The organism is Flagellimonas okinawensis, from assembly GCF_029194005.1.
GTDB classification, from domain to species: domain Bacteria; phylum Bacteroidota; class Bacteroidia; order Flavobacteriales; family Flavobacteriaceae; genus Flagellimonas; species Flagellimonas okinawensis.
In genome coordinates this window covers 21,812-35,682 of the sequence record NZ_JARFVA010000009.1, presented here as the reverse complement: position 1 = coordinate 35,682, position 13,871 = coordinate 21,812, and the positions used below count along the sequence as shown (strand labels likewise).

Annotated in this window: 12 protein-coding genes; all 12 read left to right on the top strand. The window is 48.6% G+C overall.

Going from position 1 to position 13,871, the window contains the following annotated elements; all coding sequences use genetic code 11:
* Window positions 1-198: 198 nt before the first annotated feature.
* The 12 genes from PY091_RS17655 to PY091_RS17600 all read left to right on the top strand — a co-directional run bounded on the left by PY091_RS17655 (window position 199) and on the right by PY091_RS17600 (window position 13,847).
* Window positions 199-486, top strand: a complete 288-nt coding sequence (locus tag PY091_RS17655; protein WP_275650813.1) for a hypothetical protein — start codon at window positions 199-201, stop codon at window positions 484-486.
* Window positions 486-764 carry a hypothetical protein gene (locus PY091_RS17650; protein ID WP_275650812.1) on the top strand — a complete coding sequence of 93 codons (279 nt, stop codon included), beginning with the start codon at window positions 486-488 and terminating at the stop codon, window positions 762-764. The genes PY091_RS17655 and PY091_RS17650 overlap by 1 nt, the downstream gene beginning before the upstream one ends.
* The gene (locus PY091_RS17645; protein WP_275650811.1) at window positions 757-3,168 is read left to right on the top strand and encodes a TraG family conjugative transposon ATPase; all 2,412 of its coding nucleotides are present in this window, start codon (window positions 757-759) and stop codon (window positions 3,166-3,168) included. The genes PY091_RS17650 and PY091_RS17645 overlap by 8 nt, the downstream gene beginning before the upstream one ends.
* Window positions 3,165-3,770 carry a conjugal transfer protein gene (locus PY091_RS17640; RefSeq protein ID WP_275650810.1) on the top strand — a complete coding sequence of 202 codons (606 nt, stop codon included), beginning with the start codon at window positions 3,165-3,167 and terminating at the stop codon, window positions 3,768-3,770. Before PY091_RS17645 ends, PY091_RS17640 begins: the two co-directional genes overlap by 4 nt.
* Entirely contained in the window at window positions 3,770-4,609 is an 840-nt protein-coding gene (locus tag PY091_RS17635; protein WP_275650809.1) for a hypothetical protein, read from the top strand. Before PY091_RS17640 ends, PY091_RS17635 begins: the two co-directional genes overlap by 1 nt.
* 11 nt (window positions 4,610-4,620) lie before the next feature.
* A complete protein-coding gene (locus PY091_RS17630; RefSeq protein WP_275650808.1) occupies window positions 4,621-5,247 on the top strand; it encodes a conjugal transfer protein TraK in 627 nt (208 codons plus the stop codon).
* Window positions 5,228-6,139, top strand: a complete 912-nt coding sequence (gene traM / locus PY091_RS17625) for a conjugative transposon protein TraM (protein ID WP_275650807.1) — start codon at window positions 5,228-5,230, stop codon at window positions 6,137-6,139. Before PY091_RS17630 ends, traM begins: the two co-directional genes overlap by 20 nt.
* Window positions 6,136-6,927, top strand: coding sequence for a DUF4138 domain-containing protein (locus PY091_RS17620; RefSeq protein WP_275650806.1), 792 nt, complete (start codon window positions 6,136-6,138; stop codon window positions 6,925-6,927). The genes traM and PY091_RS17620 overlap by 4 nt, the downstream gene beginning before the upstream one ends.
* Window positions 6,928-7,132: 205 nt before the next feature.
* Window positions 7,133-8,119: a FecR family protein gene (locus tag PY091_RS17615; RefSeq protein ID WP_275650805.1), complete on the top strand. Its 987-nt coding sequence runs from the start codon at window positions 7,133-7,135 to the stop codon at window positions 8,117-8,119.
* Window positions 8,109-8,696 carry an RNA polymerase sigma-70 factor gene (locus PY091_RS17610; protein WP_275650804.1) on the top strand — a complete coding sequence of 196 codons (588 nt, stop codon included), beginning with the start codon at window positions 8,109-8,111 and terminating at the stop codon, window positions 8,694-8,696. Before PY091_RS17615 ends, PY091_RS17610 begins: the two co-directional genes overlap by 11 nt.
* Window positions 8,697-8,794: 98 nt before the next feature.
* On the top strand, window positions 8,795-12,163 hold the full coding sequence (locus tag PY091_RS17605; RefSeq protein WP_275650803.1) for a SusC/RagA family TonB-linked outer membrane protein: 3,369 nt from the start codon (window positions 8,795-8,797) through the stop codon (window positions 12,161-12,163).
* Window positions 12,164-12,170: 7 nt separating this feature from the next.
* Window positions 12,171-13,847 carry a RagB/SusD family nutrient uptake outer membrane protein gene (locus PY091_RS17600; protein ID WP_417957484.1) on the top strand — a complete coding sequence of 559 codons (1,677 nt, stop codon included), beginning with the start codon at window positions 12,171-12,173 and terminating at the stop codon, window positions 13,845-13,847.
* The last annotated feature ends 24 nt before the right edge of the window (window positions 13,848-13,871 follow it).

The window sequence follows — 13,871 nt, the reverse complement described above, 5'->3', positions numbered from 1 at the left end:
TTTTCTGATTTGGACATTTGGGGATATCAACGATCATCGTGGCCTCTTTCCTATATTTTGATAGTGGATGAATGCAAATGAAGCTATTTGGTAACAAAATTAATGTTGTTCGCAAAACACTGAAAGACAGATTTTTGAGGTGTTATTTCAAGTACTTTTCACCTATCGATAATTGTCAAATAATTAAACGTTCACGATATGCGAAAATCATTCTTCCTTACCTTGTTACTACTCTTTACCTCCAGTGCCCTATTGGCCCAGATCGGGGGTATCGAGGATTCCGTCAATGACATCTCGGATACCATTCGGGCCATATTCCCCATTATCCTCGGGGTCATTTTTTTAGTGGGATTCCTGTTTAATGCAGGTCACTTCTTTGGAGAGAATTCCGATCTGAAAAAAGGGATCACCCGAGTACTTGTATTCGTACTGATCGCAGGGGCCGTAGTGGGTATATTTACCTATCTCATAGGAATCGTGGTGTGATGAAAAAGTTTGAAGTCTATGGGAACATAAGAAAGCAGGCGATGATCATGGGCCTTTCCATTTCCCTGTTCGGCCTTATGATGGTATCGGTCATCGGTTCGCTCCTGGTCATCATTTTTTCTTTCAGTTTTGGTGTCATCGTAGGCCTGTTGTTGTTCAATGTCCTGTTGTACGGGGCATTGCTACGATGGGTCGGGCATCCGTATCATATCGGCACGGGCCAAAATTTCCCTTCCGTGATCAGCAATAAATCCATTAGCCCCTTGCACGATGTCTAAGATCGATCTCAGTACCAACCATCCCATACTTGATATCCAGAACCATGTGGTCTTTGGCAACAATGGCAATGTGGTCCTTTACTATCGGTTGGAACTGCCGGAAGTATATTCCTTATCGGAAACCGATTTTGAGGAATTGCACGCTATGTGGTTCCAGGCCTTTAAATCCCTGCCCGTGGGGACGGTCGTCCATAAACAGGACGTATATCAAAAGAAAGGCTATGATGCAGCTGGGCTTCCCACGGATACTTTTTTGTCCAAGGCGACCCACGATCATTTCAAGGGGCGGGAATATCTGCTGCATCAAGGGTACCTGTGCTTTGTACTTCCATTGGACAATGAGCTGAACGCTGCCAAGTATGTCAATCCCTTTCGAAAACTGGAAAAAGGGCTGCACCGCAAGTTGGACAGGCAAGTTGCGGAGTTCATGACCGCAGTCGACGATGTGGTATCCTATATCAACAATTACAAAGGCTTGGTAGCGGTCCCCATGGGATCAGATGAGATCCTGGCACATACCCGGGCGTACTTCAACGGCTTCAATCCTGATTTTGATACGGATATCCTGTTCGGGAACCATCCCATTGAGATAGGTGACCATTATTTCGACCTGATGGCCATCAACAGTGAAGGGTGTTTTGGTGAAAGCGTGCAGAGCAGTATTCCCAATGGGAAGTTCAGTTCGGAGGGCTTCAGTTTTCATATGGGGTTTTTGGATGGTCTGGGACTGGAACTGGGTGAGAACCATATCGTCAACCAGATACTGTATATGGACGATACCCAAAAGTGGCGCAAGGTATTGGACAAGAAGATCGAGGGACTTGCAAAGAGTTCCAATTTTGGATCACAAAACCAAGTGGTCCTTGAAAAGGTCCGTCATATCCTGGACAAGATCAATGCGGACGATACTTCGCGAATCGTTCGAGGTCATGTGAACATCATCTATTGGCACCAGGAACTGGGGGCGTTGAAGGGAATCGCCTCCAAGATCAAAGCGCCGTTGAAAGGGTTGGACATACGGCCTTACCATCCCAATGGCGGGGAGCGTACACACTATTTTTTGAATTCCTATCCCTGTCATGCCCCCAACTTTTCCAATGGGGATCTTTTTGTGATGGACCTTAAAGCGGCCCTTTGTCTTTATATCAACAATACCAACTATCGCTCGGACCATAGCGGTATCCTCTTCAATGACAGGCAGTACAATGTTCCCGTGCTCAAGGATGTCTGGGATGAGGGGAAAACGCGTATCAAGGCCCGTAATTTTGCCATATTCGCACCCACCGGGGAAGGTAAGTCCTTCTTGGGCAATAACATTCTGCGTCAATTCTTCGAAGCCGGTGTTCGGTTGGTCATTATAGATTTGGGAGGGTCCTATGCCAAGTTCGCCAAGCTATACCCGGATGACCACGTGGTACTGCGCTATGAGCAGGGAAGGAATTTGGGGATCAATCCGTTTTACATGGTCGACGAAGCTGACTTGACCCCGGAGCGCTTAGAGGACCTGGCCCTATTTCTCTTGGAGCTCCTGGCAGAGGAACAGGTGGCCAAATCCAGGCATGTGGCCCTGAAAAAAGTATTGCTGCACTACTATGACCGGGTCAGGGAAGGGCATTCCCTCGCTTCACTCTACAGTTTTGTGGACCGCCACAAGGACACCTTGATTAGGGATATCCGCGTACAGGAATCCGATTTTAATGTCTATGGTTTTTTACACATCCTTTCCGAATATGTGGATGGGGGGATGTACAGTACCCTGTTCCATGCCGAGGAGGACCAGACCTATAAAATAGAGGATAAGCGTTTGATCGTTTTTGAACTGGACGAGGTCAGGGACAATAAGGAGATCCTATCCGTGATGCTCAAATTGATCAAGTCCGCCATCCAACGGACCATTTGGCAGAACCGGTCCGAACGGGGCATGGTGCTCTTCGATGAATTCGCCAAGCAATTGAAGTTCCCCAAGGTCCTTGAGAGTGTGGAATTCTACTACCAGGCCATAAGAAAACAGAACGGGGCCGTTGGTATCGTATTGCAATCCATCAATCAATTACCTGAAAATCCGGCGGCGGCGAGCATACTGGAAAACACCCAGGTCATCTACAGCCTTAGAAATGAAAAGGGGTATGCGGATCTGCGGCGCAGGCTGAACCTCTCCGATCATGACATCGTCCAACTGAGGTCCATACGCAACCAACTCACCGGGAAGAGAAGGTATACCGAGATCTTTATCAAGATCGGGAATGAAAGCAATGTCTTCCGACTGGAAGTGCCCCCTGAGGCCCATGCCGCTTATCTCACCGATGGGGCGGAACATGCCCTGATCATGGAACACTATCGGCAGTGCGGCAATATGGAACGGGCCATTAAGGAATTTATAAATCAACAAAAGAGAACCATATGAAAATAGATGTAAGACATGCCCTATGGAAGAGGGTCGGCACAGGGATATCGATCCTTTTATTGATGCTTTGTCCCTCTGGCAGGCTTGTGGCCCAGGGGATGCCGGTTTATGACAATACCAACTTTATCAGTATGACCAAATCTTTATTGGAATCCGCCAAGCAGACCTCTGAACTGTTGAGGACCGTGGAATTTTTGAAGGAACAGAAGGACAATATTGTCAAGGTGAACAATGCCATCAAACAATTGAAGGCCATCCAGGAAATGGTCAGGAACAATGAGGCACTGTTCCGTAAAGTGCAACAAAATCTGCGTGCTATCCTGAACTCCCCATATATCAAAACGGATGAGGTGGAACAGGTGTCGCGTTCCTTTGAGCAGATCATGGATATGGCCATTGATGACCTGGACTTTGTCAATCAGATCTTGTCCGATGATCTATTGAAGATGACGGATGCCGAGCGTACGGCCATATTGATGGAGAAAAAGGTCCGGTCGCAGGAAATGGTGGCCGAGCTGGAGACCAAGCTAAGACGCTACGGAGAGATCATCTCATTTCGTCGGATGCAGGCTATGATCAATGATAGAGAAACGGGATACTGATGGGAGGGTTCTTTTTGGGCATAGGATTGGAATATGTGGATGCGGTCTTCCAGACCATCAAGGACAGTGATTTTTCCCAGTACGCCCTAGTGGGGATGAAGGCTTTGGCCGTCCTGTTCTTTTTGATTAACATATTGAAAAAGTACAGTGAGGGCATGGCCAGTACCGATGGGCATACCTGGGGATTGACCCCAACGGAATTGGCCAAGAATTTTTTGGTGGTGCTCCTGGTCATTTTTTCAACCGAAGTACTGGGGGTGTTCGATGGGATATTGGTCGCCATAGAGACCCGGTACCGTGATACCGCTCCGGCCCTCCTGCCGTTGCAGTTGCAGGAGGTAGATCTGGAGCGGGACGTGGGGGCCCTGGATGCCGCCAAAAAAGCCATGGCACTGTTGTATGAGGCCCTGGTAACACCACTATATGGCCTGAAGGTCCTGGCCTTTGTGGTCGGGGTGGTACTATGGCTACTGGACCTGTTCATTTATCCGCTCTTTTTATCGGAACGGTATTTTCTGTTGGGGATCTTACAGGCCTTTTTTCCCCTGGTGATCAGTATGGCCGTCTTTGAGAAGTTCCGTCCCCTGGCCTATAACTATTTCAAACTCTATGCAGGGGTCTATATGATAGTACCGGCCTTCTTTTTGGTCAATGTGTTCGTGAACCATCTCTACACGGAGATCAGTACCAACTTCTGGGGCAACCTCTTTGGTTTTGACTGGGGCAGTGAATTCTTTGCTTCCATCATTGAACTTGGTACCATTGGTTTTATCGTCCTGCTCAAATTTAAACTGTACCGGAAAGCGACCAGTTTTACACTGCGCCTGTTCACCGGATAATCATTACGATCATGAAGACACCATTTAAAAATATAGTACATGTGCTGCGGTGGAACCGATGGGTAGTACTCTCGGTGGTCATCGTCTCCGGATTGGTCAGTTTATTGTCCGTTTTGGTCGTGGCCGGTATATACCGCGAAAGCTTGGACCATGCCTTTATGGTCAGCGGGGAAGGGGAGGTGTTTCCCTTGGAAAGGGGAGATCAACGACAAAACCTGGAAGTGGAGGCCTTGGCGCATTTGGAACGCTTCCATAACTGGTTCTATGGGATGGATGCCGGTAGTTATGAAAAGCATATGGAGAGGGCGCTTTGGCTTGGGGATGCCTCGGTGGCCGAGGTATATCGGCAAAGGAGGGCGGATGGATTCTATAATCGGTTGCTACAGTATTCCCTGGTACAAAGGGTAGTGGCCATAGATTCCAAGATGGTGATGGGGGAGGACTATCTGGAATTCCGGACCCGAACGCAACTTCAGATCCTTAGGGGGTCGGTTACCGATACCTATGAACTGGTCACTTCTGGCCATTTGATCCTAGTGGAACGGAATTTTCCGCATAATCCACATGGATTGTTGATCATTGATTTTTTTGAAAATTCACTTCGAAACATTGAAATACATGAAAGCACGGAAAAATAAAATTGTCTTTGTCCTGGTGATGGCCTGCGTGGTCATTTTCCTTGTCCTTTATGGTATCATGACCTTTGGCAGGGAAAAGGAACCTGATTTGGTCCCGGCGGACATACCCCTGCCCGATCTCGGGGAGGACCAGCCCGAGTTCGATTCCAAGTTGGGGGCACTCGAGGCGGTCAAGGAAGAGCGGGAGACCAAGGTGCCGTCCTTGTACCCCGACCATATGGTGGACGATAAGGGGTATTTCAACCCGGATTATATGGAATATGAGAAGCAAAGGATCATTGACAGTATCTATCGGTCCAGTACTGGGCATGCCACCGGATCTCCCACGGCGAACCGGAAGGAACCCTCCGGGCCGGAGGAATCTCGCCCCGTTGGACATGATACCATTGAGGTCCGGGTATCCGATGCCGTAACGACCCAAGAATTGGTCCTAGCGCATCAACTGTTCTTTGCCTCGAACCCCAAAGCCGACGTGAAACCGGTCGGTTTGGCCCATGTGGACGGAAACCAGATCGTTAGGGAAGGCCATCGTTTGGTCCTTCGATTGGACAGCGACCTGTCACTGGAAGGCCATTTTCTCCCCCGGGGATCCCGCATCTATGGTTTTGTTCGTATAGGAACGAACCGGGTGATGTTGGACATTGTCAAGATCGGGGAACATCAGGTCAGCTTAAAGGCTTTTGACCTTCAGGATGGGGAGGAAGGTATCTATGTGGAAAATAGACTGCGGGGAGAGGTGCTCGAAAGTGGGGTGGATGCCTCCCTTGGAGACCTCAATATTGCCGGGGTCCCCCAGTTCCGGGGCATCAAACGCATTTTTCAAGGTCGGAATCGAGCCATCAAGGTGGCCGTTCAACATCAGTATCAGATCAAATTAGTACAAAAGCCATGAAAATTTTGAACATCTTTTTTATAGTATGGACGGGTTTGGGCTTACAGTTGATGTCCGGGCAACATAGCTTGGATACCATTTATGTCAACGAGCACCAGACCGTGGCCCTTTTTTTTCCCAGTCCCATCCACCGGGCGGTAACCGGTGATGAACGTTTTGTTTTTTCCTATGACCGGGAATCGGCAGGTCATCTTGGTTTGTTGCAAGGTGTTGCCGGAACGGAGAGCAATCTTTTGGTGGTCACCGGCGATGGGAAGGTGTATGCCTATATCCTGGCCTATGGAAGGTCGCTCCCACGGTTGAATATCTTCATCGACCAAGGGACAAGTATAGGTCAAGAGCGCCCGGAGGTATCAAAGGATGGCAAGGATCCCCTGAAGGTGGGACCCGGACCGGACGATGGGCGGTGTAAATTTCTTTTGGATAACGGAACAGGTAATTTGGGAACGGTACGAAGCAGTGGGATCAGGCTTCGATTGGAGAAAGTGGTCTACGATCGGGACAGGGTGTACTTGCGTGTCGGGATAAGGAACCGTTCCGAGATTGATTTTGAAATGGACCGTTTGGATTTCTTTTATGTCAATGGAAACAAGAGGCGCAGAACCTCTTATCAGGAAGTTCGATTGCTTCCTTTATCATCATGTACCGGGTCCACCTTGATCAAAGGCGGTAAGCAGGTCCGATGGGATTTTGTATTGCCCAAGTTTGTTTTGGGGAAGGGGGAGTCCCTTAAGTTGATCCTGGAGGAGCACCATGGGAACAGACGTCTGGTTCTCATGACCCGCTGATCCCATGCTTTTTCCACTGGGCAAAACTGGAGCTGCGTAAAAGGTGTTTGTGGCATTGACCGCTTATGGGGTGCTGCTGCCCAATTGAATTTGATGGCCGGAGCCGGGTATTAACCTTTAGTTAATTTACTCTTTTCGTTTTGATGACATACCGATCTAGGGGTAATTCTACCTTTCGACCCTCCTATTGGTAAAAGACCTAAGAATGGAAGTATCCAAGGAGGATGTCAAATGTGTTCGAAAACTTTCAGGGGAACTCGGTACAGATCAGGACCGGTCCATGTTCGAAGTGAACCTGTTGCTCGATGACAGTTTACGGGAACGCTATCAAGAATATAAACGGATATGGGAGTGCTATCCAAGGCCGTCACTTGCCCTGCGAAAGGAACACTTTGCAAAGCGGGTCCTGGAGGGAATCTCGCACACGCCCAAACCAAAGATCATTTTCCATGGCAACAAGATCAAAACACTGGTGGCGGCCGTGGCCGCCGTATTGATCGGTTTTGGTGTGTTCTTGTTCACACGGGACAATGCCTCCAGGTACACCAACCATATTACGGCCAAGGAAGGGGAACGCAGGCAGCTTGTGCTTCCCGATGGTTCACAGATCACGGTGAACGCGAATTCCGAGCTTAGGTACCCTGAAGTTTTTACCGATGATGCCCGCGAGGTATGGATGACAGGCGAGGTGTATTTCCAGGTCGTCAAGGACACAGAACGGCCCTTTGTGGTCCATACGGAAGGATTGGAGGTTCAAGTGCTGGGGACCAAGTTCAACGTGAACACCAAGGGAACATCAAAGACCGTGTCCCTGGAAAGCGGCAAGGTCGCAGTGACCCTTGAGGATTCCGGCGACCGGATTCAATTACGTCCCCATGAAGAACTTTCACTGAACGTGAAGAACGGGGAAGTGGTCAAACGGAACTTTGATGTCTCTAAGACCACGGCCTGGAAGGATAATATCCTATTGCTGCACGACCTTACCCTGGAACGGGCACTGACACCCATCAATGAATTTTACGGTGCCGAATTTATCGTTTCGGACAGTGCTCTCGCCCATAAAAGGATCAATGCCGCCTTTGAAGATCAAGATTTGGACCAGTTCATAAGAACGTTGGAGTTCATAGCCGATGTGAAGATCGTAAAAATAGCACCCAAGAGTTTCTCCATAGCCCCAAGCGATGAAAAGTAAACCTACATACCAAGCATTGAACCATAAAACTGACCTGGAACTGTTCCAGTTGATCAAAGAGAGGGACAAAGGGGCGTTGGAGACGGTATTCAACCGCTATTATGAGAGTCTATGCCGTTTTGGTACCACCTATGAAAACGACATGGACGTGATCGAGGAAAAGGTCTCGGATGTGTTCATCCATTTGTGGAATGCCCACGAGCGCCTCGATCAGATCAAAAAGCCAAAGCCGTACCTCTTTGTAGTAGTCAAACATAAACTTATGGAACCCGTGTCGTACCAAAAGCTGAAACATACATTGGATCGGGGATTGGAGGACGAAAGATCCAGTAGTCCATGTATCGAACAAGAGATCATAGAGCAGGAACAACGGGAAATGTATGTCCGGAGGATCCAGGAAGTCCTGGACAAGATCCCTAAAAAGTCCCGACAGATTTTTGAGATGAGCCGACTGGACGAACTCAAGTACAAGGAGATCTCCGAGATACTCGGGGTATCCATCAAGACCGTGGAGAACCATATGGCCATCGCACTTAAGACCATCAGGAACATGGTGGTGAAGAACAAACAATTTTAACCCCGCAAACAACGCGTATGACAAAACTGAATGACTAGACCTTGATCCAAAAACTAAAAAAGATTAATGAGAACCAATATTAAACTACTCTTTCAAAAATGAAAAAAATAAACCTTTTAGCATTGCTATTGTGTTTGCCATTGTTAGGTAGGGCGGCCGTTGTCCCTATTTCGACCAACAATGAGATCAATACACAGAATTATGAGATCATCAACCTTAACCTGAAAAGTGTCGCCTTGGAAAAGGTATTCGACCTTATCGAAAAACAGACAGGTAAAAAATTCATTTATGCCGCAGATACCAGGAACCTGCAACAACGTGTCAGTATAGATGCCAATAAGATGGACCTGGAATCCGTATTGGAAGACCTTAAGAACAAGGCCAATGTGGATTTCAAAGTGACCGATCAAGGTGTTCTGGTGAAATTTATCCAAGAACAGCGCAGTATCTCGGGAAAGGTGATCGATGAGGCCGGAGTACCCATTCCCGGTGCCAACGTTTTTGTGGACGGTACGGATTATGGCACGGTATCGGACTTCGATGGGAACTTTAACCTGGATGTCCCTTCCAATTTTAAGGTGCTGTCGGTGACCTACATCGGTTATCAAAGACAGGATGTCAATATCGAACAGCTCAATACCCTTACCATTACCTTGATCGAAAGTGCTTCCCAATTGGACGAAATAGTCGTGGTGGGATATGGTACGGAGGCCAGGAGAAATATTACCGGTGCCATCGCTTCGGTCTCGCCGGAGGAAATTGTGACCCAACCAAAGGCCAACGTTGTCGAAATGTTGGACGGACGCCTTCCCGGTGTCCAGGTCATGAGTGATAACTCACCGGGGGGCGGGACTTCCATTCGGGTAAGGGGTTTCAGTACCATCAACAGCAACGATCCATTGGTGATCATCGATGGTATTCCCGCTTCCAATGGACTCAATGGGATCAACCCTTCCGATATCGAGACCATCCAAGTTCTCAAAGATGCCGCCTCGGCCTCCATTTATGGTTCTAGGGCCGCCAACGGGGTGGTGATCATCACCACTAAAAAAGGATCGGATACCAGTGGGAAATACGTTGTATCCTTTGATGGTTATGCCGGTCTGCAATCATCCTTCAACTTACCAAGGATGTTGAACGCCCAACAATATGGAGATCTGTTATGGCAGGCGACCCTTAATGATGGCGGGACCCCTTCCAACGATATATACGGCAACGACCCGAACCAAGCGGTCGTCCCACAATGGCTGGATGCCGAACAGACCATTCCAAGTGCCGATGTGGATTGGGTGAACGAGATCATGCAGACCGCACAGATTCAATCGTACAATATCTCCCTGGCCAAAGGGGACGCCAAGAGCCAGAACCTGTTCTCCTTGGGGTACTATAATCAAGAGGGCCTGATCAAGTACACTGGATTTGAAAGATACTCCGCACGATTCAATTCCTCCTATAATATCGGTGACTTCCTTACCGTGGGTGAAAACTTCACCGCGAACTATAAAGAGCAGGTATCCGTAGGGACCAACTCGGCCCTGGGAAGTATTATCCTTACGGCCATGCAGTTCCCGTCCATTGTACCGGTGAAGGACATCAACGGGGAATATGCCGGAAACCCGATCAATGACAGTAACAACCCCATGGGCCAACTGTACAGGAACAAGGACAACAAACAAAAAAGGGTACAGGCATTGGGCAATGTATATGCCAATCTTTATATCAACGACTTTACCTTCAAGACTTCTTTCGGCCTGGATTACCAGAACTATAACATTAGAAGTTTCTCCCCGACCTATGACGAGATATTGTCGACCAACAATACCAACTCATTGTCCACATCGAACAACTTCAATTATCAGTTCTCCTTTACCAATACCTTGAACTACAAGAAACAATTGGGCAAGCATTATGTGGATGCATTGATCGGTCAAGAGGCCATCGAATACAATTACGAGGGATTCAGTGCTTCTGTGAGCGAGTTCCTTTACGAGGATGAGAACTTCAGGTACCTGAGCTTTGGTACGGAAAATATGTTGAACTCCGGAAGCGCCAATGGATGGTCCCTGAATTCCTATTTCGGAAGGGTGAACTACAACTATGATGAGAAATACCTCTTCACGGCCACCGTTAGACGTGATGGAAGTTCCAGGTTCAACGAAGATAACCGTTGGGGAACCTTCCCTGCCTTCTCCCTGGGATGGAGATTGGACCGTGAGGACTTCTTCAACCCCGACGGGGCCATTTCTTCCTTGATGGTACGTGGTAGCTGGGGGCAGACAGGAAACCAGGAAATATCCAATTATGCCACCGTGGACAGTTACCGGAACAACAACGCCAATTCCAATTACGCCTTGGATGGTGCACAGGAATCGGTTTATATCGGATTGACACAATCCCGAATCCCCAACGGCGATTTGAAATGGGAGACGACCACCCAGACCTCTTTGGGGGTTGACCTGGGCCTTTTGGAAGATCGTTTGAACATCACCGCGGATTACTACGTGAAGAACACGGACGATATCTTGGTCTACAATACCGTTCCATTGACCTATGGGGGTACCAATGATGGTCAGTGGGTCAATGATGGTAAAATGAAGAACACCGGTTTTGAGCTGGACATCAACTATAGCGATATGGTCGGGGAACTGGGCTATAGTATCGGATTGAACCTCACTGGATCCAAGAATGAGCTTACGGAATTGAACACCTCCGACTATCTGGGCATTCCAAGCTCTTCCCTGCACAGTGTGAACTTTGACCAGGAGATTTCCAGAAGTGCCGTAGGGGAGCCCATCGCTTCTTTCTATGGGTATGTTGCCGATGGTCTTTTCCAGAGCCAGGCAGAAGTGGACAGCTATGGCCTGCAGCCCAATGCGCAACCTGGGGATATCAGGTTCAAGGATGTCGACGGTGACGGTGACGTGGATGCCGATGATAGGACCTTTATCGGATCTCCGCATCCCGATGTGATGTTGGGCCTTAACCTACAGTTCAATTATAAAGCGTTCGACCTGGGCATTTTGTTCAATGGTAGCTTTGGCAACGATACCTACAACTTTACCAAGTACAAGAACCATTTCTTTAACCAGGCCGCCTATAACAAGGAGAACGTACTGTTGGACGCTTGGTCGGAGACCAATACGAATACCAGCATTCCAAGATTGTCCTTGGACGATCCCAACAATAACATCCGGCCTTCCACCTATTACGTGGAAAATGGCTCCTATGTCCGATTGACCAATCTTCAATTGGGCTATTCCATCGACCCTGAGATCTTAGGGGGCATGAGCCTTAGGATCTATGCCCAGGCGAGCAATCTTTTCACCATTACCGACTATAGTGGGATGAACCCACAGGTAGGGCTCCAGAACTATGGGGGGAGCAACCGTAACCTTGATATCGGTATCGATCGGGGATTGTATCCCCCGAGCAGGACTTTTGTAATCGGATGTAACTTAAAACTTTAAACAAGCCATGAAAAACATATTGAAAATAAATTCAAAATATCTAATGGTAGGTGCGACATTGGCACTTACGGTCTTGGGTTCCTGTTCCAAGGATTTTCTAGAGGAAGTGACCTATGGGGAAGTTTCCCCTTCGGAAATGACCAAGGCCGAAAATGTGGAAAAGGCCATTGTTTCCGCCTATAGCGTATTGAACGGTCAGATAGACGGGGCCAGTAATGCCTACAATTCCCCTGCATCCAACTGGAGTTTCGGGGATGTGGTTTCCGATGACTGCTACAAAGGTGGCGGTGGTACCGGTGACCAGAACCAGATCCATCAAATGGAACTCTACAACACCACGCCGACCACCTATGATGTGGAACGTAAATGGATGGCGTTGTACGAAGGTGTAAAGCGAACCAATGAGGCCATGAAATTATTGAACGCTTCCGAGGATTTCGAATCGGGCCTTAAAACCCAAAGGACCGCCGAGCTCCGTTTTTTAAGGGGCCACTACTATTTTGAGCTGAAGAAGATCTATGACCAAATCCCTTATATCGATGAAACCGCCGAGACGGTGTCCGATTACGCCCGTTCCAATACGGAACTGACCTCCACCGAGGTATGGGGCAGGATAGAAGCGGATTTTCAAGCGGCCTATGAGGCATTGCCCGCCGATCAGGAGGAAGCGGGCAGGCCAACGAGCCTTGCCGCCATGGCCTACTTGGCAAAAACCTACCTGTTTCAAGAAAAATGGCAGGATGCCTTCGATGCGACCACGATCGTCATGGGGGGCAACTATGGTTTGATGGATGATTTCCAGTCCGTTTTCCTACCGGAAAACGACAATGGGCCAGAGGTGCTCTTTGCCGTGCAGTACTCCGTGAACGATGGCCAAAGTGACAACTACAATGGCAGTATCGGTGATCGTTTGACCGCACCGGGAGGGCCCTATTATTCACAATATGGATTTCACCGTCCATCGCAAAACTTGGTGAATGCCTTTAAAACGGATGTGAACGGGTTGCCCATCAACGATAATATCGATGTGACCGAAACGGATTTTGTCGATCCCCGATTGGATATCACCATCGGTAGGCCCGGTATTCCTTACAAGGACTTGGATATATTGTACGAGGCCAGCTGGGCAAGGGACCTGGCCACCTATGGACCTTACGGGCCCAAAAAGAGAATCCTCTCGGCCAACTCCCCTTACCATGTGACCATTTGGCCCTATGTGGATGCGCTCAATTATTATATCATCCGCTACGCCGAGGTATTGTTGTGGAGGGCAGAGGCCGCAGTTGAATTGGGCAATTTGGAAGAGGCCAGGACTTTGGTGAACCAGATTCGCCAGCGTGCCGCCAATTCCCAATATGTAAGGACCTTGGACGGTTCCTCGGATGCCGCGAACTACAACATCGGTACCTACGATACCGTTTGGACCGATGCCACGGATGCCATGGAAAAGGTACGTATGGAATCCCGTCTTGAACTGGCCATGGAAGGACACCGTTTCTTCAATTTGGTACGATGGGGGATAGCCAAGGAGGTGATCGATGATTACCTTGCGATCGAAAGGACAAGGCGGTCACATTTGACCAACGCGGCCTTTACCCAGGGCAAGAACGAATACTGGCCCATACCACAGGAGTATATCGACAGTGTTGACGATGGCCTGGTCACACAGAACAACGGATACTAATACAAGTTTCAATTCAAAGGGCGG

Bases quoted from the DNA above. Each gene is read 5' to 3' on its own strand.
- PY091_RS17655 (WP_275650813.1), top strand. From the start codon at position 199: ATGCGAAAATCATTCTTCCTTACCTTGTTACTACTCTTTACCTCCAGT.
- PY091_RS17650 (WP_275650812.1), top strand. From the start codon at position 486: ATGAAAAAGTTTGAAGTCTATGGGAACATAAGAAAGCAGGCGATGATC.
- PY091_RS17645 (WP_275650811.1), top strand. From the start codon at position 757: ATGTCTAAGATCGATCTCAGTACCAACCATCCCATACTTGATATCCAG.
- PY091_RS17640 (WP_275650810.1), top strand. From the start codon at position 3,165: ATGAAAATAGATGTAAGACATGCCCTATGGAAGAGGGTCGGCACAGGG.
- PY091_RS17635 (WP_275650809.1), top strand. From the start codon at position 3,770: ATGGGAGGGTTCTTTTTGGGCATAGGATTGGAATATGTGGATGCGGTC.
- PY091_RS17630 (WP_275650808.1), top strand. From the start codon at position 4,621: ATGAAGACACCATTTAAAAATATAGTACATGTGCTGCGGTGGAACCGA.
- traM (WP_275650807.1), top strand. From the start codon at position 5,228: ATGAAAGCACGGAAAAATAAAATTGTCTTTGTCCTGGTGATGGCCTGC.
- PY091_RS17620 (WP_275650806.1), top strand. From the start codon at position 6,136: ATGAAAATTTTGAACATCTTTTTTATAGTATGGACGGGTTTGGGCTTA.
- PY091_RS17615 (WP_275650805.1), top strand. From the start codon at position 7,133: ATGGAAGTATCCAAGGAGGATGTCAAATGTGTTCGAAAACTTTCAGGG.
- PY091_RS17610 (WP_275650804.1), top strand. From the start codon at position 8,109: ATGAAAAGTAAACCTACATACCAAGCATTGAACCATAAAACTGACCTG.
- PY091_RS17605 (WP_275650803.1), top strand. From the start codon at position 8,795: ATGAAAAAAATAAACCTTTTAGCATTGCTATTGTGTTTGCCATTGTTA.
- PY091_RS17600 (WP_417957484.1), top strand. From the start codon at position 12,171: ATGAAAAACATATTGAAAATAAATTCAAAATATCTAATGGTAGGTGCG.